The 21,652-nt window shown below is 35.2% G+C and carries 21 protein-coding genes and 1 tRNA gene; 12 read left to right on the plus strand and 10 right to left on the minus strand.

Annotated features, from left to right (window positions below; all coding sequences use genetic code 11):
- Positions 1 to 199: 199 nt before the first annotated feature.
- Genes GJV77_RS10060 through GJV77_RS10080 form a run of 5 tightly spaced genes read left to right on the plus strand, consistent with a single transcriptional unit; the run spans position 200 to position 4,069 of the window.
- Positions 200 to 394: a hypothetical protein gene (locus GJV77_RS10060; RefSeq protein WP_155036226.1), complete on the plus strand. Its 195-nt coding sequence runs from the start codon at positions 200 to 202 to the stop codon at positions 392 to 394.
- A complete protein-coding gene (locus tag GJV77_RS10065) occupies positions 369 to 1,745 on the plus strand; it encodes a 2TM domain-containing protein (protein ID WP_155036227.1) in 1,377 nt (458 codons plus the stop codon). Before GJV77_RS10060 ends, GJV77_RS10065 begins: the two co-directional genes overlap by 26 nt.
- A gap of 2 nt (positions 1,746 to 1,747) precedes the next feature.
- The gene (locus GJV77_RS10070; protein ID WP_155036228.1) at positions 1,748 to 2,110 is read left to right on the plus strand and encodes a hypothetical protein; all 363 of its coding nucleotides are present in this window, start codon (positions 1,748 to 1,750) and stop codon (positions 2,108 to 2,110) included.
- A complete protein-coding gene (locus GJV77_RS10075) occupies positions 2,097 to 2,861 on the plus strand; it encodes a LytR/AlgR family response regulator transcription factor (protein WP_155036229.1) in 765 nt (254 codons plus the stop codon). The genes GJV77_RS10070 and GJV77_RS10075 overlap by 14 nt, the downstream gene beginning before the upstream one ends.
- A gap of 53 nt (positions 2,862 to 2,914) precedes the next feature.
- Positions 2,915 to 4,069 (plus strand): TlpA disulfide reductase family protein, encoded by a 1,155-nt coding sequence (locus GJV77_RS10080; protein ID WP_155036230.1) that lies wholly within the window; start codon positions 2,915 to 2,917, stop codon positions 4,067 to 4,069.
- Positions 4,070 to 4,199: 130 nt separating this feature from the next.
- Here GJV77_RS10080 and GJV77_RS10085 read toward each other — a convergent pair whose 3' ends face one another.
- The 6 genes from GJV77_RS10085 to GJV77_RS10110 all read right to left on the minus strand — a co-directional run bounded on the left by GJV77_RS10085 (position 4,200) and on the right by GJV77_RS10110 (position 11,511).
- A complete protein-coding gene (locus GJV77_RS10085) occupies positions 4,200 to 4,922 on the minus strand; it encodes an LOG family protein (RefSeq protein ID WP_155036231.1) in 723 nt (240 codons plus the stop codon).
- Between the two features lie 6 nt (positions 4,923 to 4,928).
- Positions 4,929 to 7,763: an excinuclease ABC subunit UvrA gene (gene uvrA, locus GJV77_RS10090; RefSeq protein WP_155036232.1), complete on the minus strand. Its 2,835-nt coding sequence runs from the start codon at positions 7,761 to 7,763 to the stop codon at positions 4,929 to 4,931.
- 740 nt (positions 7,764 to 8,503) lie between these two features.
- The gene (locus tag GJV77_RS10095; RefSeq protein WP_155036233.1) at positions 8,504 to 8,998 is read right to left on the minus strand and encodes an META domain-containing protein; all 495 of its coding nucleotides are present in this window, start codon (positions 8,996 to 8,998) and stop codon (positions 8,504 to 8,506) included.
- Between the two features lie 234 nt (positions 8,999 to 9,232).
- On the minus strand, positions 9,233 to 10,522 hold the full coding sequence (creD, locus tag GJV77_RS10100; RefSeq protein ID WP_155036234.1) for a cell envelope integrity protein CreD: 1,290 nt from the start codon (positions 10,520 to 10,522) through the stop codon (positions 9,233 to 9,235).
- Positions 10,523 to 10,575: 53 nt separating this feature from the next.
- Complete coding sequence (locus tag GJV77_RS10105) at positions 10,576 to 10,875, minus strand: winged helix-turn-helix domain-containing protein (protein ID WP_155036235.1); 300 nt, start codon at positions 10,873 to 10,875, stop codon at positions 10,576 to 10,578.
- Between the two features lie 3 nt (positions 10,876 to 10,878).
- On the minus strand, positions 10,879 to 11,511 hold the full coding sequence (locus GJV77_RS10110; RefSeq protein ID WP_155036236.1) for a hypothetical protein: 633 nt from the start codon (positions 11,509 to 11,511) through the stop codon (positions 10,879 to 10,881).
- Between the two features lie 220 nt (positions 11,512 to 11,731).
- On the opposite strand from GJV77_RS10110, the gene GJV77_RS10115 reads away from it, so the two are divergent.
- Together GJV77_RS10115 and GJV77_RS10120 are read left to right on the plus strand one after the other, a co-directional pair.
- A complete protein-coding gene (locus tag GJV77_RS10115; RefSeq protein ID WP_155036237.1) occupies positions 11,732 to 13,075 on the plus strand; it encodes an NCS2 family permease in 1,344 nt (447 codons plus the stop codon).
- A 68-nt stretch (positions 13,076 to 13,143) separates the two neighbouring features.
- Positions 13,144 to 14,088, plus strand: coding sequence for a ketopantoate reductase family protein (locus GJV77_RS10120; RefSeq protein WP_155036238.1), 945 nt, complete (start codon positions 13,144 to 13,146; stop codon positions 14,086 to 14,088).
- An 85-nt stretch (positions 14,089 to 14,173) separates the two neighbouring features.
- Here the strand turns inward: GJV77_RS10120 and GJV77_RS10125 are convergent, their stop codons facing one another.
- Entirely contained in the window at positions 14,174 to 14,797 is a 624-nt protein-coding gene (locus tag GJV77_RS10125) for a hypothetical protein (protein WP_155036239.1), read from the minus strand.
- A gap of 106 nt (positions 14,798 to 14,903) precedes the next feature.
- Between GJV77_RS10125 and GJV77_RS10130 the strand changes: the two genes are divergently transcribed.
- Positions 14,904 to 15,746, plus strand: a complete 843-nt coding sequence (locus tag GJV77_RS10130) for an alpha/beta hydrolase family protein (protein ID WP_155036240.1) — start codon at positions 14,904 to 14,906, stop codon at positions 15,744 to 15,746.
- A gap of 56 nt (positions 15,747 to 15,802) precedes the next feature.
- Here the strand turns inward: GJV77_RS10130 and GJV77_RS10135 are convergent, their stop codons facing one another.
- Genes GJV77_RS10135 through GJV77_RS10145 form a run of 3 tightly spaced genes read right to left on the minus strand, consistent with a single transcriptional unit; the run spans position 15,803 to position 18,889 of the window.
- Positions 15,803 to 16,843: a COX15/CtaA family protein gene (locus GJV77_RS10135; protein WP_155036241.1), complete on the minus strand. Its 1,041-nt coding sequence runs from the start codon at positions 16,841 to 16,843 to the stop codon at positions 15,803 to 15,805.
- Between the two features lie 9 nt (positions 16,844 to 16,852).
- Positions 16,853 to 18,292, minus strand: coding sequence for a CCA tRNA nucleotidyltransferase (locus tag GJV77_RS10140; protein ID WP_155036242.1), 1,440 nt, complete (start codon positions 18,290 to 18,292; stop codon positions 16,853 to 16,855).
- A gap of 24 nt (positions 18,293 to 18,316) precedes the next feature.
- Positions 18,317 to 18,889 carry an L-threonylcarbamoyladenylate synthase gene (locus GJV77_RS10145; RefSeq protein ID WP_155036243.1) on the minus strand — a complete coding sequence of 191 codons (573 nt, stop codon included), beginning with the start codon at positions 18,887 to 18,889 and terminating at the stop codon, positions 18,317 to 18,319.
- Positions 18,890 to 19,079: 190 nt separating this feature from the next.
- Here GJV77_RS10145 and GJV77_RS10150 point away from each other — a divergent pair, with 190 nt between their 5' ends.
- The 4 genes from GJV77_RS10150 (at position 19,080) to GJV77_RS10165 (ending at position 21,471) form a co-directional block, all read left to right on the plus strand.
- Positions 19,080 to 19,523: a PaaI family thioesterase gene (locus GJV77_RS10150; protein ID WP_155036244.1), complete on the plus strand. Its 444-nt coding sequence runs from the start codon at positions 19,080 to 19,082 to the stop codon at positions 19,521 to 19,523.
- A gap of 2 nt (positions 19,524 to 19,525) precedes the next feature.
- Positions 19,526 to 20,587, plus strand: a complete 1,062-nt coding sequence (locus GJV77_RS10155) for a chorismate-binding protein (protein ID WP_155036245.1) — start codon at positions 19,526 to 19,528, stop codon at positions 20,585 to 20,587.
- 26 nt (positions 20,588 to 20,613) lie between these two features.
- A complete protein-coding gene (gene bshB1, locus GJV77_RS10160; RefSeq protein ID WP_155036246.1) occupies positions 20,614 to 21,330 on the plus strand; it encodes a bacillithiol biosynthesis deacetylase BshB1 in 717 nt (238 codons plus the stop codon).
- 65 nt (positions 21,331 to 21,395) lie between these two features.
- Positions 21,396 to 21,471 (plus strand) — tRNA-His (locus tag GJV77_RS10165).
- The last annotated feature ends 181 nt before the right edge of the window (positions 21,472 to 21,652 follow it).

The raw sequence follows: 21,652 nt of genomic DNA on the forward strand, positions 1-21,652 counted from the left end.
TTATTATTCAGTATTTTAATAAAATTTACTAGCTTTTTATCATTGTTTTTTTTCATTAATCTCAGGGGTTTGACAGTCAGTTTTTTATATTTCTATTTACTATCTTACAGTTCATCTGTGTTTTTCTACAGTTGGGTAGTTTATCTTTTTTCCTCTTTTTATTTTGCTATTACTTTGTTCTAACAAAAAACCAAAGATTATGAAAGTTATTATCTCTATTGCCTTACTTTTGATTAATGCTATATTAGGACTATTTGATTTATCAATTGATTCTAATGCTATTGAGAATTTACTTGTGGAAAATAAAGGAAATACCATCGAGCAAGTATCAGATGAAAATCAACAACATATTATGAAAAATAAAACTTATGAGTACAACAAGACAGCAGGATAGTAGACCAGGTGATATTTTTAAAATAGTACTATTAGCTTTTGTAGCTTATGTATTATTTAAAACAATATTGAAGTTACACGGTTTAGATTTTCCCTTATATATCGGCTATTTGATCTTTTTCGGAGGCTTTTTTGTTTTGATTAATAAGTTTCTGAGCGACCGCTATACCGACTTAATTAATACAATGCTTCGGGAAGATGAGAAGAGTGTAAATAAACTAACGTTTTATTGTTCGTTTGCCTTTTTCTGGGTGTTCTTCTTCCTTAGTTTAATGATTAAGATGTTTCACGTTGTGATTATACAGGAGTCTCGATCGTTTGAAACAATTATTTTTAATGGCAATTTTAGAGCTGTATTGAATTTTGCCTTTTTGCTGACCATTGTTTATGCATTCTACATCTATACTAGGCTTAATGCAATGGCTAAAAATCAGCAGATCGTACAACAGAAAGTAATAACGGGTGCTGTCTCTGCGCAATTTGAAAGTTTAAAGAATCAACTTGACCCTCATTTTTTGTTTAACTCATTAAACGTCTTGGGTGCCTTGATTGAAGAGGATCAAGAAAAAGCAGTAGCGTTTAATCAATCTTTGTCTAGGACGTACCGTTATATATTAGATCAAAAAAACAAAGAGCTTGTCCCTTTAGAAGAAGAGCTAGCTTTTGCTAAGATGTACATTGAGTTATTGCAAATGCGCTTTGAAGATAGCTTGACTTTCGAATTTCCTGAAGCGATTAAACAGGAAGGGGCTAAGGTTGTTCCATTGTCTTTGCAACTGCTTTTGGAGAACGTTATTAAGCACAATAAAGCAACTTCGTCTAAACCTGTTCACATCGTAATAAAAGAGGAAGCTGAAGGTTATTTAACAGTTCGGAATAATTTGAATAAGAAAACTATTATAGATACCCGAAAGGGAATAGGACTTGAGAATATTGCTACTCGTTATTCTTTATTGACATCAAAACCTATTAAAGTTGAGGAGACTGAAGACTTCTTCTCTGTAAAAATACCAATACTAACTAAAAAACTAGAACATATGAAAATTATTGACGTACAAGAATCTGATCAAGAGCTATTAATTGAAGCTAAAAAGAAAATAGAAGAATATAAAAAATTCTATGCTCATTTGACCTCCTTTATTTTAGTCAGTGCCTTTTTGATAATGATAAATTTGATGACTTATGATGGGTTTATGTGGAGTTTTATTCCATTATTCGCTTGGGGTATTGCTGTGGGATCTCACGCAATGAAAGTATACAACTACAATCTATTCTTAGGAAAAGATTGGGAGGATAAGAAAGTACGCGAGTACATGAATGAACGCAAGAATGATAATGCTAATTGGCAATAGTTATGCAGCAGAAGATAGTTAGTACTAAAGTACTCAGTAAATATAAGGCCTATTTGTTTTCATTTCGAAACCGGACGGTGTATTTAATCTTACAATTGCTTTTTTATGCTTTTATTTTATGGAGCTATTGGTATGGTAGAACAGCAGATACTGATTATCTGCGATGGAATGTATCTCAAGATATAACCCAGCTTACGAATGTGTTTTTCATCTGTTGGTTATTGGTGATTTTGTTTAAATTTATCATTCACTTTGCTGCTTTGATTCCGGGTTTATCTTATCTGATGGATCGTTTAGAGCAAAGAGAAATGGATAAAATAAAAAACACTTTAGCATATCAAATTACACAAAATGATAGATATTAATATAGTAATCATCGAAGATGAGAAACCTGCAGCTAGGTCTTTAGAACGCAAATTGGAGAAATTAGGTTATACATCAAATGCGAAATTGACCAGTGTAGAAGAGGCTATAGAATGGTTTGGCTCTAATAAAGAGCCAGACCTTATCTTTTTGGATATACAACTTTCCGATGGGCTGTCTTTTGAAATATTTGAACAGGTTAAGATCAATAGCTCGATTATTTTCACTACTGCTTATGATGAGTATGCTTTGCGTGCTTTTAAGTTAAACAGTATTGACTATTTGCTAAAACCTATTCAGCAAGATGAACTAAATGCCGCAGTGGAAAAGTATGTTCAAAATAAGCAGGCTTTTTTTGGTTTTAATGAGCAGCTTTCTATGTTTACACAGTTTATGTCAAATAATACTGTAGAGTATAAGGAGCGTTTTGCTGTGAAAATAGGTACACAGATTAAGATTATATTGGTTGCTGATATTATGTGTTTTTATTCCGAAAATAAGGCATCATATATCAAAACGTATGACAATAGAAATTATCTTATTGACTATACGTTGGAGGAGGTTGAAAGGTTGTTGTGTCCAAATACTTTTTTTCGAATTAATCGAAAGTTTATTACTGCGCTTAGTGCTATAGAAGAAATACATACTTATTCTAATTCTCGTTTAAAGATTAATCTGATAGATTTTCAGGATGATGAGCTGATTGTTAGTAGGGAAAAAGTTAATGATTTTAAAAAGTGGATAGAAAAATAGTGGATAACTTAAAAACTTCCTTATTTTAGAAGAAATTTAAACGATATAGAATAATGAAAAAATTAAGTGTTTTATTCGGGTCAGCACTACTTTTAATGGCTTGTAATAAACAATCTCATATCACTGCTGAGGTTGCTAATATCCCTGAAGGGACAAATGTTGAATTACAAACAATAGCTTTAGGAGCAATAGAGCCAACGACAGTATCTAAAGCTGTAGTGAAGGATAGTAAAGTAGTTTTTGAAAATACTTTCGCAGATATTGATGAAGCATTTTTAGTGTTCAGTGATTCTGAATCATCTCTAGGAGCGGTTCCTTTTATTGCAGAGAAAGGGGATATTAGTATTTTTTATGATAAAGATGAGATGACTAATATTAAAATAGGAGGTACAGAAGGTAATGACAAGTTGCAAGAATTACAGGCGGCTATGACTCCTAAGATTCAAGAGTTGCAAAACTTTTTAAGTGAGCAAGGTCTAGCACTAATGATGCCTGCGGAAGAAGGTGATCAAGAAGCACAGAAAAAACGTGCAGAAGTTGAGAAACAATATGAATTAATGCTTGATGATGTACAGAGTTTCCCTGCTAAGTTCAAAGCTGCTAATAAGAATAGTTCTGTATCACTGTTGATCTTGTCTAAAGAGGTACAAGCTAAAGTGAAATCTGCAAAGGAGTTTCAAGAAGAGTTTGATCAGTTTCCTATTGCATTAAAAAGTTCTACTTTAGGAAAGAAGACACAAGCAGGTATTAAGTCTTTATCAGAAGTAAAAAGTGATATTCCAGCAGTAGGGAAGAAGTTAGGTGATTTTAAAGCCTTAAATCCTAATGGAGATGAGGTTACTTTATACGAACATATGCAAGGCAAAAAGCTTTTGCTAGTAGATGTATGGGCTGCTTGGTGTGGACCATGTCGCAGAGAAAATCCAAACTTTGTTAAAGTCTATAACTTGTATAATGATAAAGGATTTGAAATTATTGGGTATTCGTTAGATAAAAATGAAGAGGAATGGTTAAAAGCAATTGAAAAAGATAAACTGACTTGGACACAAGTATCTAATCTTAAGTATTGGGAAGATCCTATTGTATCAGCTTATGGTATTCAAGGTATTCCAGCAAACTATTTAATTGATGAGAATGGTATTGTATTGGCTATGAACCTAAGAGGTGAAGCTTTAGAGGTTGAAGTTAAGAAAGCATTAGGACTATAAGTCATTGTTTTTTGATACAAACAGAAAAGAGAGTCTATTTATTAGGCTCTCTTTTTTTGTAGTGGTGTGATAATATGAAAAAAGGAAACCTTCTTAACGATTGTAAGAGTGTTTCCTTTGTATGTATAACCTAGAAATTAGGCGTTAAATTGTATTTCTTATAGAAGTTATCAATTACTTCAATTACTTCATCTGCCGTATCTACTAGTTTGATTAAGTTCATATCTTCTGCGCAAATGTTGTTGTGCTTTTCTAAGATTGTACTTTTAATCCAATCTAATAAGCCTCCCCAGAATTCTGTTCCTACTAGTACGATTGGAAACTTTGCTATCTTCTTGGTCTGAATCAAGGTGATTGCTTCGAATAGCTCATCAAGTGTACCAAACCCTCCTGGCATTACTACAAACCCTTGAGAGTATTTGACAAACATTACTTTGCGAACAAAGAAGTAGTCGAACTGTAAGTTCTTATCGTGATCGATATAGGGATTGAAGTGCTGTTCGAATGGTAATTCGATATTTAGTCCTACAGATACTCCTTGTCCTAAATGTGCTCCTTTGTTACCTGCTTCCATGATACCAGGTCCACCACCAGTGATCACACCGTATCCTGCTTTACTTATTTTAAAGGCAATCTCCTCGGCTAGTTTGTAATATGGACTATCTTTTTTAGTACGTGCTGACCCAAAGATAGAAACACAAGGACCTAAACGGCCAATGCTTTCATATCCATTTACGAACTCTGACATGATCTTAAAGATTGCCCATGAGTCGTTTGTTTTTATTTCATTCCAAGATCTTTGTTTGAATTTGTCTTGGATTTTTGCTTCTTCGCTGTCAAAATTTTCTTTCATATTATCCTAATTTTTTAATTCAGCTTTTAAAAACTGAGCTGTATAACTTTTTTTATTTTTCACTATTTCCTCGGGTGTACCACAAGCTACAATTTTACCTCCTTTACTTCCTCCTTCATAGCCCACATCAATAATGTAGTCGGCTAGTTTGATTACATCGAGGTTGTGTTCGATAATTAGTATGGTATTGCCCTTCTCGACCAACTTAGTTATTACATCCATTAGTACACGTATATCCTCAAAATGTAGGCCAGTTGTAGGCTCATCTAGAATATAAAAGGTGTTTCCCGTATCTTTTTTAGACAATTCTGAAGCTAGTTTGATACGTTGAGCTTCCCCTCCTGATAAGGTGGTACTTTGCTGTCCTAATGTCAAGTACCCTAACCCTACGTCGTCTATCGTCTTTATCTTTCTATATATCTTCGGAATATTCTCAAAGAATTTGACTGCTTCTTGAATAGTCATGTTTAAGATATCGGAGATAGACTTTCCTTTGTATCTTATCTCTAAGGTCTCTCTATTAAATCGCTTTCCTTGACAAGTTTCACATTCTACATATACATCTGGCAAAAATCCCATCTCTATTGTTCGTACTCCTGATCCTTCACAGGTATCACATCTTCCTCCTTTGACATTAAAACTAAATCGACCTGGCTTATATCCACGAATAGCAGCTTCAGGGGTTTGTGCGAATAGACTTCTAATATCGGAGAATACATCTGTATAAGTAGCTGGGTTAGAGCGTGGTGTTCTACCGATAGGACTTTGGTCTATACAGATCACCTTGTCGATGTGTTCGATTCCCTCGATACTTTTGTATGGCTGTGGCTTAGCTACAGCATTAAAAAAATGAGTGTTCAAAATAGGGTAAAGAGTTCCGTTGACCAACGTTGATTTCCCAGAACCTGATACTCCCGTTACACAAGTAAGAGTTCCCAATGGTATTTCAATGGATACATTCTTTAGGTTATTTCCTGTAGCACCCACTAGTTTTAGGAAGTTACCATTGCCTTCTCGTCTGTGTTTTGGTACCTCAATTTTCATTTTACCGTTGAGGTATTGAGCTGTTAGGGTATCTTCTTTAAGTAACTCAGCTGGTGTACCAGTACTAATAATTTTACCTCCATTTTTTCCAGCTTTTGGCCCAATGTCGATGACGTAATCAGCTCGTTCGATCATATCTTTATCGTGCTCTACTACTAATACAGAGTTACCTATATCGCGTAATGACTCTAGTGATTTGATCAATCGTTCATTGTCGCGTTGGTGTAGTCCTATACTTGGTTCATCTAGGATATAAAGTACCCCTACTAGTTGAGACCCAATTTGTGTGGCAAGACGAATGCGCTGTGCCTCTCCTCCAGAGAGTGTACGAGAACTTCTATTTAGCGATAGGTAAGTCAGTCCCACATCACTAAGGAATGAAAGTCTTGTATTAATCTCTTTCAGGATTTCATTAGCAATACTACTTTGTTTACTACTCAATTGTTCTGGCAATTCTTTGAACCAATTGATTAGTGTTTCTATATCCATTTGGATTAACTCTCCAATGTTTTTTTCTCCAATTTTGAAGTATAAAGCTTCTTTCTTTAGGCGACTACCACCACATTCTGGACAAGTAATTTCGTCCATAAATTCTTTAGCCCATCGTTTGATAGAGGCACTTTCGCTTTCTTCAAATTGATTTTTTATAAAATTGACAATTCCCTCGAAGTCTATCTTGTAGTTTTTGGTGATTCCTGCTACTTTAGATACTACTGAGAAGCTCTCATTTCCTCCATTCAAGATGATCTCCATTGCTTCTTCGGGTATTTTCGAAATTGGATCGTTTAACGAGAACTTATAGCGCTCTGCGATAACTTCCATTTGTTTGAATATCCATGATTTCTTCTCATCTCCTAGTGGGGCTATTCCCCCGGCTTTGATAGAGAGTTTATTATCGGGAATGATCTTTTTAAGATTGACTTGATTGATCGTGCCCAAACCATTACAGCAGTCACAAGCTCCTTTAGGAGAGTTAAATGAAAAGTTGTTTGGCTCAGGTTTTGGGTATGAAATACCAGTGGTTGGACACATCAAGTGTCGGCTAAAGTATCTGTAGTTATCAGAATCTTGTGCTAAGACCATAATAATATCATCACCATAATTCATGGCAACTTTGACACTCTGAGCAATGCGCTGTAAGGTCAGCTCTTCTTGATCTACTGCAATGCGGTCAATGACAATTTCTATATCGTGTGTTTTATATCTATCCACACGCATACCGGGCTCTATATCTTTAATCTCTCCGTCAATGCGTACCTTCAGAAAACCTTGCTTAGCGATTTGCTCAAATAACTCTCTGTAATGTCCTTTTCTGGCACGTACCACAGGGGCTAAGATATTGATGCGCTTTCCTTCAAAATCTTTCATGATCAGTTCCTGTATCTGCTCATCAGAGTAGCTGACCATTTTTTCTCCTGTATTATAGCTATAGGCTTCTCCAGCACGAGCGAATAATAAACGCAAGAAGTCATAGATCTCTGTGATCGTTCCTACAGTAGATCTAGGGCTCTTGTTCGTGGTTTTTTGTTCGATAGCAATTACAGGTGATAATCCTTCTATTTTATCGACATCAGGGCGTTCTAGACCTCCTAAAAATTGTCTTGCATACGAGGCAAACGTTTCAATGTATCGGCGTTGTCCCTCTGCATAGATGGTATCAAAGGCAAGGGAAGACTTTCCCGAACCTGATAATCCTGTTATTACAACTAGCTTTTCGCGCGGAATAATCACATCTATATTTTTTAGATTATGTACTCTCGCTCCTAAAACTTCTATGGTATCGTCTGACTTAATCATATTTTTTAGCAAAGAAACAAAGATAAGCATTTATCAGCTTTTAAAGAAGTTTTCAATACTTTATCCTAATGCATTAATGATGTGTTTTTGTCGTATATTTTATGAAAAAAGAAACTTGTCAAATGAGGTTAAATGTTTTAATACTCAAGATTTTTACATAAATCACCTTGAATAGATTTATTGATGTCTAGAGTACTATAATAAACTATTGAACTTAGTAATCTTTGATTTTTATAAGTATTGATTACTGAATATGAAAAATGGGTGTTTTTTACAGTTCGCACAATGCCTATGTAGTTTTGCTGAAAAAGTTAGTTCGACAGTTACCGAACCATTGATAAAGTTAATGAATTCCAGGCTTTATCGAAGTTTGTGTGAGTGTTGTTCGGGACTTGTTCGGTAGAAGTGCTGAAAATAGGGGGTATTACCGAAGAGGACTCGCAGGAGTATTGAATAAAGCCTTGTAAATACAGGGTTTAACTATATTTTTGGTCGCAAAAAAAATAAAATAGATGAGGCAAAATGAGAAAATTAAAAACTTGGAGTGTTGGTGTTTTTTATTTGTAAAAATAAGGAAGTCAATTACTTTGATTCGTGTAATTGTTTGATTTTAGTGGCTTAGTTGAGGTGTTCTTCAGTATAAATATATCAATGTTATTGTGCTGGATAGGAGTGAAACGATAAAACCCTATCAGCCAATGGGTCGATAGGGTTTACTAATTGCTTATTGTGCGTTAAAATTATTCTGTGGTTTCCGCTTTTTTGAATGTTAGTACGACAACATCTCCAGCTGTAAGTACTAATTGTTCATCGACAATATCGTATTTCGTTACACTTAGTAGTGTTTCTGTGAATAAGGCATCAGCGACTCCCTCGCAGAACATTTTTGTTCCTGCTAGGTTGTCCCCAATTGTCAATCCATTTGCTTCTTTGTTTTCAAAGGTTCCCATTAGGTTGTTACACCCGTCATTACCGTATAATTTACCTTCTTCTTCGAATGTTAAGGCTGGTTTTTTGCTTGGGTATAGTTGATCAATTGCTTTTCCTTCTGCTCCAGCAGAAGTAATCGAAACTAATTCCCAGCTTCCTTCTAGTGCATTTGTAGTTTTCACTTCTTCTTTTGCTGTTTCAGCAACTTGCTCTGTTGTTGCAGTTTCTTCTTTTTTCTGTTTGTCATTACAGCTTACAAATCCTATTGTTAAAACTGCTGCTAATAATAATACCGTCTTTTTCATGGCGTTTGATTTTATTGTTTAGCTGTAAAAATAATGAAAAACTAGATAAATGCTATTGCTATTTATGTTTTTTAATAGTGTATTTGTCTTTTTTAAATAAGTGTATTCAAGTAACTAGCGATTGTGACGTTGTATAAATTACAAGAAAAAGGGGCATAGCAGTTTGTGCTAGCCCCTTTGGTTTAATCAATATAGTTGATAGTTTTTTTTAATTCAGTTACTGTTTGGTTAGAACTAGCTATTTTTGCTTTTATTGAAGTTCATTCGTTTGGAGAAATACATTAATATCGCTAGGATAGCAAATAGTCCAACACTTCCTACGATTAAAGCAGCTTCTTTTAACTGCAATAAGAAGAATAAAAAGGCATAAAGTAAGGATAATAGTCCAAAGATGGTCAGGGATATTCGTAGGTTTTTGCTCAACCCATAGATGAAAGTGGTGATGAGTAGTATTGTCGCACTGGCAGAGATTATATAGGCTATACTGAAACCTAAGTATTCTGAGAAGGAAAGTAATAGTACAAAGTTAATACATAAGGCAAACCCTACTAATACATAGTGTAACAAATTAATCGATAAGTTTTTTAGGTTTTCCATAAAGAAGAACGTTGCAAATGTTAGTCCAATAAATAGCAAGGCATATTTTGTAGAGCGATTTACTTTGCTGTAGAAGTCATTCATTTGCATAAATTCCAATCCATAACTAAACTGCTCTAGTGAATAGGTATCTTTAAGATTTGTATTAACAGGGAAGGATTGAAATATTGTCCAAGAAGGATCTGTTTGGCTAATTTCTTGATTCTCTGTGTCAGGTAAATAATTTCCAATGTATTTAATATCTGAATAGTCAGTTTTTAGGTTAACTTTATTTTGTTTTGCTGTAGCTAAAAAGTTTAGCTGAGTAGACCCTTTCAGTTGCAAAGGGAAGCTTACCTCAGTCATGGGAGTTTCTAGGCTTGTCAAGTCACAGCTAAGCAGGTTTAGAGAACTGTTGTTTTCTAAATTTGGATCTTGTTCGAAGACCAAGCTAGGGGTGTTGTTTACTGTTATTTGTTGCATAAAGCCTCTACTATCTGAAATAGCGAAGATTAGCTTAACTTTGGTAAACTCAGCAGGGCTTTCTAGTTTAAGTTTTTTGGCGATTGTTTCTAGGTTTTGAAACTGGGCATTGAGCATTAAATCAGCGTTGTATAACGTGACTTCATAGAGACTTCGCTTTTTTATTTGGGTCTTGAGATCACCAGTTATGCTTTGATTTATAGGCATTATTAGATTCGTGTTTGTTTTTTTAACAACGTTATTGTCTTTTAATACATATTCTTTTTGGTATTCGACATAGATAAAAGGACCGTAGATTGTTTGGTGCTGTCCCCATTTTGAGGTTACTTCATTGGTTACTTCAGCTTGAAAACTTTGGCGTTCTGAAATAAGGCTGTTAATAAAGGGAATACAGATCAGAAGTACGAGTGATAATACACAGATTACAATTCCCTTGATCATTGGTTTTTGATTTTCTTTGTTCATGTTATTTAGTTTTTAAAAGTACTTTGTTTTTCAAAGTAATTAGTTAAAAAAAATTATTTTATGTTTTTAATTATATTTTCCAAATAAGCTAGGTGTTGTTCGAAGGCTTTTCTTCCTTGTGGCGTAACGGCATACGTAGTATTGGTCTTTCGACCAATAAAGCCTTTAGTAACACTGATATACTCACTGTCTTCAAGGTTTTTAAGATGAGAAGCTAAGTTGCCATCGGTTAGGTTAAGAAATTCCTTAAGGTCTTTAAACGAAAGAGATTCATTGACCATCAGCCCGCTCATTATTCCTACTCGAATGCGGTTGTCAAAGACTTTGTTTAATTTATCTAAGTTGAATTTCATATTTTAAAGGCTGTTTTTGTCGTATTTATTCCATAAGATGATTCCATAGAGTAGGTGGGTAAGTCCGAAACCTAAGGCCCATAAAAGTAAGTTGTAATCAAGAAAGTAAAAAGCTAATAATCCTAAAACAATATGAATTAACGCTATTATCTTTACTTCATTGACTGTTCCATCTTGAACTGAATAAAGAGCTAAACCATAAAATACGAGTGTTGTAGGTAGTGTGAATGGCAATAGGTTGTGCTTGTACCATATCAGACACAAGATTCCTGCTATAATTAAAGGGACTGAAAAACGAATAAGTAAGCGCTTAGTCACTTTGTTTAAAAAAGGTTGTCCTTGCTTTTTTGTTTTTCGTATAGTAAAGAAAAAGCCTCCTGTTACTGCTACAAAAAAGGTAATTAAAGCCAATAGCAATAAATTTGTAGCGGTATATGCAGTCTGGTATGGATCTGAAAGGCTTAATTCTTGATAACTGTATAATGATTTTGTCTGCCAATTATACAATACTCCACTCGCGATAAGTCCGCAGGTACCTACCCAAATACCACTCCATCCGCTTAGACTTAAAAACTTAGTGGAGCGCTCCATTATTGCTTTGATTTGGTTTAAATCATCAATTGCTTTATTACTCATGATAAAAGTACTTTGAAATACAAAGTTAATTAAATAATTGAAATACAAAACGAAAAAATAAAAATATTACAGTGTGTAAACCGTGGGGTTGGTAAGTAGTGAGTATTGGTATATTTTTATCAAAATAGCAAAAGGAAGCATAAAGGAATGAATTCTTTGAATTTTAATTCGTCTGTTTTTTAAAATCGTTTAATTTTGCAGGTTTAAATGCAACAACACAATGAAAAGATTTTTAGAAGACTACTTTCAGTTAAGTAGTCATGGTACTACTATTAAAAAAGAATTTGTAGCAGGGATAATAACCTTTCTAACAATGTCATATATTTTAGTAGTAAACCCTAATATCCTAGCAGATGCAGGAATGGATAGAAGTGCGCTATTTACGACGACGGCTCTAGCTACAGTATTTGCCACTCTATTGATGGGGTTTTATGCTAAGCTACCCATTGCTCAGGCTCCAGGAATGGGACTTAATAGTTTCTTTGCTTATTCAGTAGTACTAACGCTAGGATATTCATGGCAGTTTGCATTAACTGCAGTTTTTATAGAGGGAATTATTTTCTTATTACTTACCTTTTTCAATGTACGAGAACTTATAGTGCGCAGTATACCAAAGGTACTTAAAGAAGCTATACCAGCGGGTATAGGATTGTTTATTACCCTAATTGGTTTAAAAAGTGCAGGTATTGTAGTAGGGGATCCCAACACACTGGTTCGATTAGGAGATTTTAGTCAGCACACTGTTTGGATTACATTACTAGGACTTGTGGTGACAGGTATCCTGTTGATTCGCAATGTAAACGGAGCTATCTTGTTTGGTATATTAGCAGCGACAATATTCGGTGTGATTTTAGGTGATGTAGCACTTCCAAATAGAGTAGTAGATTTACCACCTTCTATTGAGCCGATCTTTGGTCAGGCGATAAAACCAATGTTTACAACAGAGGGTTGGAATCAGATTTTGTCTATTGATATGGTTGTAGTGGTTTTTACTTTCCTTTTTGTTAACTTATTTGATACAGTTGGGACATTAATTGGAGTGATTTCTAAGACAAACCTAGCAGATAAAGATGGTAACTTCCCGCAAATGAAGAAAGCGCTCTTTACAGATGCTATGGGAACAACTGTAGGGTCAATATTAGGAACAAGCTCGATTACCTCTTATGTAGAGAGTGCCTCAGGTGTAGCTTCAGGTGGACGTACAGGTCTGACAGCAGTTAGTGTGGCTTTGATGTTTGCGCTAGCACTTTTTTTAGGACCAATCTTTTTGATGATACCACCTGCAGCGACTGCTCCTGCATTAATTGTGGTGGGGTTATTTATGATTACTTCGGTTTCAAATATTAATTTCAATAATCTCTCAGATGGGTTACCTGCATTTTTGACAATTGTATTTATGCCCTTTACCTATAGTATTGCAGAAGGTATTGTATTTGGTATTTTGAGTTTTACTCTATTAAAATTAGGAGCAAAACAACACAAAGATATTACACCGACTGTTTATGTATTGGCAATTCTGTTTTTGATTAAGATAATTTTAGATGCTATGTCGTTAGCAAAGTAAGGCAAAAACATCAATTACTCTGTCATATAATTCTCGTATATTGTTGATTCAAAACAACAAATTAAATTATGAAAGTTAGAATAGGTATTTTAGGTATTGGTGGTGTAGGAGGTTTTTATGGAGGACTACTGGCGACCCATTACCAAAAAAATTCAGATGTAGAAATAGTGTTTATTGCTCGAGGTGCTAATCTTGAAGCGATAACTGAAGATGGTATTAAAGTTTGTGAAAAAGAAAAGGAGTACGTTGGTAGACCTAGTTTGGCGGTAGATTGTATTCAAAAAGCTGGCAAGCTTGATTATATAATTTTAGCGACTAAGGGATATGACTTAGAAGGGATTATTGCTGATTTAAAACAGGTAGTTAAGGATCAAACCGTTGTGATTCCTTTATTAAATGGAGTTGAAGCTTATGAAAAGCTAGTTGAAGCGCTTCCAAAGGGGGCAGTATGGCAAGGGTGTACCTATATCGTTACTCGGTTGATTAAACCAGGAGTAGTGGATAACCCAAGTGGACGCCAAAGAGTGTTGTTTGGGCTAGATGGAGCACTGCTTAGTCGAATGAAAACCTTTGAACAACTATTAGTAGATGCTGGAATTCATGCGGTAGCAACAAATGAAATATCTCGTGAGGTTTGGGAAAAGTATATACTTGTGTCTTCTTCTGCTACAGCGACAACTTATTACAATACTACTTTTGGAGGGGTGATGGAATATCACGCCGAGCAAATGAATCAATTGTTACACGAAACTGTAGCTGTTGCAAGAGCAAAAGGAGTTAAGTTGTCAGATGATATTATTACTGTTGTTCAGGATCGCTTGCGCGCAATTGCCTATGAGGCAACAACCTCTATGCATAGTGATTTTCTAAGCGGAAAGCAGCACAATGAGTTATCTATTATGACTGGCTATATTGTCAAACAAGGTAAGGCATTGGGGGTTGATGTTTGGTTGTATGAACAGATGTATCATTCCTTGAAGCAACGAACGGGAGAAAAGTACACTATTGAATAAACACTAGTTAAAAGTTATAAAATAAAACAAGGGAGCTCTAAAGAGGCTCCCTTGTTTAGTTTGAAAAAAAAATCACTTCACTCTATTATTTTGTTTGTGTCGAGTCATTGTTTGTTTTAGTAGGAACTGTTGGTTCTGTTTCTTCTTGATGAAACATTTGTTTCATCTGCTCTTGTTGTAGTTGCATATCTTCTTTCATCGCTCTCATCATTTGCATGAAATCATTAGAAAAGAAGTCTTCATCAGTGTTGTTAAACATAGAGCTTTGCATATTAAAGCTACTTGAATTACTATCGAATAAGTCATTTCCAGGAGCACTAATCTCTAGGTACTTAACCCCATCTTCATTTTCGTGGATATTAACAGTATAAGGACTTATTCCACTTGAATTGTATTCAGATTTTGACTGAGAATATCCTCGCTTGTCTTTAAACTTTGTAGTAATGGAAATAATCTCTCCCTTATCATTTCTCTTGATGTTCGAGAATACTAAGTTGGCTATTTTTTCATTGTTTACTTCTTTCTTTATCAGCTCTAAATCTGTATCTTTAGTTTCTTTAGTAATAGTGTACTGGTAGGTAGTGTTTTTTATCTTTACTTCATTTTTTTTATCTTGTGCATGAGCATAATCCATAGCAGCAGAGATAAATAAAAATGCAAGCATAAGAAAACCTCCAATACGTTTTTTGTGTTTAACTAATTTTGTCATAGTTGATATGTGTTTATTAGTTGATGATTAACTGTATTGCTAAAGTAGTTTTTATAGTTTTAAAATAAATATAAAAAACGCTGTAATAGTGTTAAAAAAAAATAATATGACAAGCGAATTAGTTAAGGGTGTAGGGGTGCTTAAAAGCTCAGAAGGTAGGGATATACTAACAGATTATACTTATCCTAAAGATAAAGAGGTTTTGCCATTAGTAATTTTTTGCCATGGATACAAAGGATTTAAAGATTGGGGAGCTTGGCATTTGGGGATTGATGAAATAGCGCGTAGTGGTTGTTTTGCAGTAAAGATGAACTTTTCGATGAATGGAACAACCAAAGATGCTCCAGAAGACTTTGTGGATTTGGAAGCATTCGGCAATAGCACATATAGTCAAGAACAGCGTGATTTAGCAAGTGTGATAGCGCACTACAGGTCAAATCCCCTAGTAGCTAATGATAGGGTCTTTTTAATTGGTCATAGTAGAGGTGGAGGTGCAGTATTGTTGCAAGGTTATCACAATGAAGAAGTTACTGGGATCATTACATGGGCAGGAGTTTCTGACTTTAGGAAGCGATTTCCACATCACGAGCGTTTTGAAAAGTGGAAGCAAGAAGGAGTCTTTTATGTAGTAAATGGACGTACAAATCAGCAAATGCCACATTATTTCATCTTTTGGGAAGACTATATAGCAAATGAAGAGCGTTTGAATGTACAGAAGGCTGCACAACATATCAATAAGCCTGTATTGATAGTACAGGGAACACAAGATCCGGCAGTCCCATTAAAAGAGGCGCATTTATTACATCAATGGATAAATGATGCAAAGCTAGTAGAGATAGAAGGTGCAGACCATGTATTTGGTGCAAAACACCCTTATTTGAGCAATGAGCTGCCTAGTGATTTGGCTGAGGTTATTGGTCAGACCATTGATTTTATAAAGAACAATTAGTTAAAAAAAAGCGAGAGGTATTACCTCTCGCTTTTATATTTAGATAGACACTAATATTAGTTTTCAGAACTCTTACCACAATAGTAGCACTTACGCGCTTCAAGAATTAATTTGAATTGTACTCCAAATAGGACAGAAGCCAATACTAAGTGAGCTGCTTGGGATCCAAATGGGAAGTGAGCGTAATTCATTAACACGCCTGTAAACACTTCTAAAATCAATAAGATTAGTACCCATTTCATTTTTTCAAAGCCAAGGTTTAATCTACGATTTAAATAGAATAAGTAGAAGTTTACTCCCAGTATTAAGAAAGAGAAACTTCTATGAATATAGAACTCCGTTGTTGGAGAGTTTAACCATAAGTATTCATTGCCAATACCTGCTTGAACTTGCTCATCAATAAACTCTCTTACTTGAGTTCCTAGTACCACTTGTAGTAGAGTAAAGGCTAAGGAAACAATCAAGAATGCTTTGAATTGACCATTGTACTTTCTAATTTCAGTATTTCTATTTCGAACTGAGTGAATAATAGCAATAATGATAGCTACAATTACTAGAGCCATAACCATGTGCACGGTAATCTTCAGCGGGTTTAAAACAGAGTAAACAACTACAGCACCTAGCCAAGCTTGAAATACCATTAAGGCTACAACTAGCCAAGAGGATAGGGTGATTGATTTTCTATCTCTCCAATATGAAAAAGAGAAGATCGCCATTAATAAACAAGCAAATCCAGCTAAAGCACCACATAATCTGTTTACATATTCTGTCCAGGTGTGTTTTGCATTAAACTCTGCATAATCATGTCGAGTATATTTTTGCCAATGTGAAGCATCGTATGTAGCTGTGGTTGTAAAGCTTTCTTTTGCTTTCCATAAGCTCTCATCGTGAATAATCATCTGTCCTTTTTCATACTGACGATCTGCTTGCCACTGTATTTCCTCTATTTCTGTAGGAGGAATATAGTAACCGAAACATTTTGGCCAGTCAGGACATCCCATTCCTGAACCTGTCATCCTTACCGCAGCTCCAGCAAAAATCACTAGATAAACTAGTATCAGTGAAGCTTTAGCCATAGGTAAAAAATAATTTCTCATATATTGTATTTATTTTTTATTAACTACTTCTAATCCCATCTTTGCTGCTTTATTTAGCATATATTGATAGGCTGGCTCATATTCATTAGGAATAACTCCTTCTAAGATTGCTTCTTTGATGGATTCTTTAATCGATCCAATCTCTCTACAAGGTTTTAGGTCAAAGATTTCCATTATTTCTTCTCCTGTAATCGGTGGTTGGAAGTTGCGAATATGGTCGCGCTCTTCAACTTCAATAATTTTCTCTCTTACGATCTTGAAATTGTTGTGGTATTTCTTAAACTTATTAGGGTTTTTAGTGGTAATATCCGCTTCACATAAAGTCATAAGGTCTTCTACATTCTCACCTGCATCAAACACTAGTCGTCTAACAGCTGAGTCTGTAACTTCTTTTTGCGCTAAGACTATTGGTCTAGAGCTCATCATAACCATTTTTTGTACAAACTTCATCTTTTGATTTAGTGGCATATGAAGACGCATAAAAATCTTTTTCACCATCTTTCCACCAAGGAATTCATGACCGTGAAATGTCCAACCATTTCGCTTAGAATAGCGTTTGGTAGGTGCCTTGCCAATATCGTGCAATAGGGCAGCCCATCTCAACCAAAGGTCTTCTGTGTTTGGACATATATTATCCACTACCTCTAAGGTATGGTAAAAATTGTTTTTGTGAGTATGTCCTTCTATTTCTTCTACTTGATTTAATGCTGTTAGCTCAGGGAGAATCAAGTCTAATAGTCCTGTTTTGTATAGTAATAAAAACCCTTTAGAAGGCTTATTGGTTAATAATATTTTGTTTAATTCCTCTACAATGCGCTCCCCTGAGATGATGTCTAGACGTTTGTGATTTGCAGTGATAGATTCAAAGGAATCTTCTTGAATAAAAAAATCTAATTGTGTTGCAAATCGAATAGCACGCATCATACGCAATGGGTCATCAGAGTAAGTAATGTCTGGATCAAGAGGTGTACGTATGATTTTGTTGTTCAAATCCTCAACGCCATCAAAAGGATCAAGTAGTTCTCCGTAGTTTTTTTTGTTTAAAGAAAGAGCTAAAGCATTGATTGTAAAGTCGCGTCTGTTTTGGTCATCTTGCAGACTACCATCTTCGACTACTGGCTTTCTGCTCTCGAAGTGATAAGATTCTTTGCGAGCGCCAACAAATTCAACATCAATATCCTCATAGCGCAACATGGCAGTACCATAGTTTTTAAACACTTGTACTTTGGGCTGAGTAGGTAAAAGTTTAGATACCTCTAAAGCTAGCTTGATTCCACTACCAACAGCTACAATATCAATATCTTTTTTGGTGTTTCGTTTAATCAAAAAGTCTCTGACAAATCCTCCGATTACATAACTATCGACCTTCAGGTTTTCTGCGGCTTTAGATATGTACTCAAATATTGGGTGGGTCAGGGCTTCTTTATATATTGTTGTTTTGTTATTCATAATGATAAAATACAATACAAGCTATTATTTTCTAAGTATTGTAACTTGGCTATTAGCTTTTAGTTTTATTACAGTTGAAGGTTTGACAGTTTTAGTTTCTGCTTGTCTAAGGTTTACAATATAATCAACTCCGTCTTTTATATCTTGCGAAATTTCTGAGAAATTAGCAGGGGAAAACATACCACTAACATTAGCAGAAGTAGAAACAAGAGGCGATTTCATTCGTTCAATTAATCGGAAACAAAATGGTTCAGACACCACGCGTACCCCTAGAGCATTATCACTTGAGATAATCTCTTTGGCTACATATCTAGGATTGTCCAATACCAATGTGGTTGGTTTATCGCTATAGTCCAATATTTCCCATGCTACCTCAGGTATCTCATTAAATACGCGGTGTAATAATCGATCTCCATTGACTAAGACAATCATGCTTTTTGATTCAGCGCGTTGTTTTAGCTTGAATATCTTTTTAATAGCTTCAGGATTATTTGCATCACAACCTATTCCCCATACCGTATCGGTAGGGTATAAGATGATGCCTCCATTTTTGATAACCTCGTATGCTCTGTGAACTTCTCCTTGGATATCTTCCATTGTTTTAAAAGTTGTAGTTTTTGTGGGGCTAAAATTACTAAAAAAATAAGAAATTTGCGTGTGATTAAAGTCAGGAAACTTGCTATAGGAGGTGACAAAGCAGATAATTATGTTTTTTTTAAGAACTAGCAGGTAAATTTGCTTTAATTTTAAGAGCAATATCCTAAAGGGATTTTAATTTTGTAAGGTTATGAGTAAAATAAATAGAAAAGATTTTGATAAGACTGCGGTTTTAGCCATGTATGCTAAAGTGACTAAAAACACTTTAATGGAAACCTTAGGGATAGAATATATTGATGCAGGTCCGGAATACTTAGTTGCTACAATGCCTGTAAATTCAAAGGTTCATCAACCAATGGGATTATTACATGGTGGGGCTTCTGTAGCTTTAGCAGAGAGTTTAGGAAGTGGAGCCTCATTAATGTTAATTGATCCAGAGACTCAAGAGGTAAGAGGGGTGGAGATATCGGCTAATCACCTTAAGAGCAAGCGTGCAGGAGTAGTAACAGGTACAGCTAAATTGGTTCACAGAGGGCGAATGCTTCATTTGTGGGAGATTCGTATTACTGACGAGAATGGTGAGCTTATTTCTTTATGTAAGATCACAAATATTGTTATAGATAGAAGAAAATAGATATGTATTTTTATAAGTGTTTAACTAAACAATTACAAGATAAAAAACCATTTGTAGTCTATCGAAAACCCAATGCTTCAAAGATGGTTGGTTTGTTTCAAAAGACTTTTGATTTACACCAGGTTAGGGATTTTAGTGAAATAGGCTTTGTTATGGCTCCTTTTTCACAGGGACAACGCTTTTATATTCCATTAGATCAGGCTGCTGTATTGGTAGATCAGGCGCCAGTAGGAGAGATGAGTTTTGAACAGAATGTATTGGATTACAATGATCAGCACGCTAAACAAGCATTCGAATCCTTGGTGTCAAATTGTATAGAGGCTATCGATCAAGGCCTGTTTGACAAGGTAGTGCCTTCAAGGAAAGAAATAATTAAGGTTAATTTACAAGAAGATATACAAGGTCTTTTTCAGAAGCTATGTATATCTTATCCTACTGCTTTTTGCTATGTAATGTATCACCCAGCTATTGGCATGTGGGCTGGGGCTACACCAGAGTCACTACTTAAGATTAATCAAGGGATATTGCAAACGATGGCTTTAGCAGGTACCCAGCTAAACCATGATAGAGAAGAAGTGATTTGGCAGGCAAAGGAGAGGGAAGAACAGGCTTTTGTGACCGACTTTATTATCAAGACTTTAGATCCACTTACAAGTAATATAAAGACTTCTGAGCCCTATACTAAGCGAGCTGCAAAGGTAATGCATATTTGTACAGATATTACCGCAGAACTAACTCAAAACAATCTTGAAGAGATCGTAACAGCTCTTCATCCAACCCCAGCTGTATGTGGAATGCCGAAGGCTAATGCTCATGAGTTTCTATTAAAACAAGAGGGGTATCAAAGAAAGTATTATTCCGGGTATATTGGGGAACTGAATTGTGATGTAGTCAATCAATCATTAAGCAATGTTGATTTGTATGTAAATCTTAGATGTATGGAGGTAGAAGAAGATAGGGTAAATTTGTATATTGGTTGTGGGGTGACTAAAGATAGTGATCCGCAGGCTGAGTTTATCGAAACAGTTAATAAATCATCGACAATGAAGAAAGTGTTGATGTAGATAATTAAGTAGAAATAAGTAATAAGATGAAATTAGATATATTAGCTTTTGGTGCGCATCCAGACGATGTTGAACTAGGATGTGGTGCAACAATAGCAAAAGAAGTAGCCTTAGGTAAAAAGGTAGGTATTGTTGATTTAACCAAAGGGGAGTTAGGTACTAGGGGTACCGAGTTTACTCGTAAACAAGAAGCCGCTGATGCTGCTAAGATATTAGGTGTAGATATCCGAGAGAACTTAGGTTTTAGCGATGGTTTTTTCACCAATGATCGTGAGCATCAACTGGAAATTATTAAAATGATACGCAAGTATCAACCAGAAATAGTGTTGTGTAATGCAATTGATGATAGACATATTGACCACGGAAAAGGAAGTAAATTAGTTTCTGATGCGTGTTTTTTATCGGGGTTAATCAAGATAGAGACTGCTTTAGATAAAGAGAAGCAAGCCCCTTGGCGTCCTAAGCTAGTATATCACTATATTCAATGGAAAAATATAGAACCCGATTTTGTAGTAAATGTTGAAGGATATATACAGCAAAAGGTAGATTCTGTAATGGCTTATAAAACTCAATTTTATGATCCAAACTCAGATGAACCATCAACTCCAATTACCTCAAAAAACTTCTTAGATAGTATTACCTATCGTGCGCAAGACCTAGGAAGACTAATTAATAAAGAATACGCGGAGGGTTTTACAGTTGAAAGATATTTAGCAGTCAATAGTTTAGATAATTTGCTGTAAAATTTTTCATAAAAAGCTTGCGAAGTATAGAAAAATAGGTACCTTTGCAACCGTTAAAGATACACGGTGATTGTAGCTCAGTTGGTTAGAGCGTCGGATTGTGGTTCCGAAGGTCGTGGGTTCGAGACCCATCATTCACCCTAAATAAGGATGCTTGATTTCAAGTGTCCTTTTTTTTTGCTATTATTTGAGTTGATTACTATAATAACGAAGGTTATCTCGGATCAGTCTCAAAAGTTGTGTTTATGCATAAATGCTTGGTTTTTAGGAGAAAACGAACTTATCTGGGATCAATCCTAAAAGTTGTGTTTATGCATAAAGT

Origin of the sequence: Myroides pelagicus (assembly GCF_009711055.1) — a bacterium.
GTDB classification, from domain to species: Bacteria; Bacteroidota; Bacteroidia; order Flavobacteriales; family Flavobacteriaceae; genus Flavobacterium; species Flavobacterium pelagicum.

What these genes read in the sequence shown, in the direction of transcription:
- GJV77_RS10060 (WP_155036226.1), top strand. Translation starts at nt 200, where the DNA reads ATGAAAGTTATTATCTCTATTGCCTTACTTTTGATTAATGCTATATTA.
- GJV77_RS10065 (WP_155036227.1), top strand. Translation starts at nt 369, where the DNA reads ATGAGTACAACAAGACAGCAGGATAGTAGACCAGGTGATATTTTTAAA.
- GJV77_RS10070 (WP_155036228.1), top strand. Translation starts at nt 1,748, where the DNA reads ATGCAGCAGAAGATAGTTAGTACTAAAGTACTCAGTAAATATAAGGCC.
- GJV77_RS10075 (WP_155036229.1), top strand. Translation starts at nt 2,097, where the DNA reads ATGATAGATATTAATATAGTAATCATCGAAGATGAGAAACCTGCAGCT.
- GJV77_RS10080 (WP_155036230.1), top strand. Translation starts at nt 2,915, where the DNA reads ATGAAAAAATTAAGTGTTTTATTCGGGTCAGCACTACTTTTAATGGCT.
- GJV77_RS10085 (WP_155036231.1), bottom strand. Translation starts at nt 4,922, where the DNA reads ATGAAAGAAAATTTTGACAGCGAAGAAGCAAAAATCCAAGACAAATTC.
- uvrA (WP_155036232.1), bottom strand. Translation starts at nt 7,763, where the DNA reads ATGATTAAGTCAGACGATACCATAGAAGTTTTAGGAGCGAGAGTACAT.
- GJV77_RS10095 (WP_155036233.1), bottom strand. Translation starts at nt 8,998, where the DNA reads ATGAAAAAGACGGTATTATTATTAGCAGCAGTTTTAACAATAGGATTT.
- creD (WP_155036234.1), bottom strand. Translation starts at nt 10,522, where the DNA reads ATGAACAAAGAAAATCAAAAACCAATGATCAAGGGAATTGTAATCTGT.
- GJV77_RS10105 (WP_155036235.1), bottom strand. Translation starts at nt 10,875, where the DNA reads ATGAAATTCAACTTAGATAAATTAAACAAAGTCTTTGACAACCGCATT.
- GJV77_RS10110 (WP_155036236.1), bottom strand. Translation starts at nt 11,511, where the DNA reads ATGAGTAATAAAGCAATTGATGATTTAAACCAAATCAAAGCAATAATG.
- GJV77_RS10115 (WP_155036237.1), top strand. Translation starts at nt 11,732, where the DNA reads ATGAAAAGATTTTTAGAAGACTACTTTCAGTTAAGTAGTCATGGTACT.
- GJV77_RS10120 (WP_155036238.1), top strand. Translation starts at nt 13,144, where the DNA reads ATGAAAGTTAGAATAGGTATTTTAGGTATTGGTGGTGTAGGAGGTTTT.
- GJV77_RS10125 (WP_155036239.1), bottom strand. Translation starts at nt 14,797, where the DNA reads ATGACAAAATTAGTTAAACACAAAAAACGTATTGGAGGTTTTCTTATG.
- GJV77_RS10130 (WP_155036240.1), top strand. Translation starts at nt 14,904, where the DNA reads ATGACAAGCGAATTAGTTAAGGGTGTAGGGGTGCTTAAAAGCTCAGAA.
- GJV77_RS10135 (WP_155036241.1), bottom strand. Translation starts at nt 16,843, where the DNA reads ATGAGAAATTATTTTTTACCTATGGCTAAAGCTTCACTGATACTAGTT.
- GJV77_RS10140 (WP_155036242.1), bottom strand. Translation starts at nt 18,292, where the DNA reads ATGAATAACAAAACAACAATATATAAAGAAGCCCTGACCCACCCAATA.
- GJV77_RS10145 (WP_155036243.1), bottom strand. Translation starts at nt 18,889, where the DNA reads ATGGAAGATATCCAAGGAGAAGTTCACAGAGCATACGAGGTTATCAAA.
- GJV77_RS10150 (WP_155036244.1), top strand. Translation starts at nt 19,080, where the DNA reads ATGAGTAAAATAAATAGAAAAGATTTTGATAAGACTGCGGTTTTAGCC.
- GJV77_RS10155 (WP_155036245.1), top strand. Translation starts at nt 19,526, where the DNA reads ATGTATTTTTATAAGTGTTTAACTAAACAATTACAAGATAAAAAACCA.
- bshB1 (WP_155036246.1), top strand. Translation starts at nt 20,614, where the DNA reads ATGAAATTAGATATATTAGCTTTTGGTGCGCATCCAGACGATGTTGAA.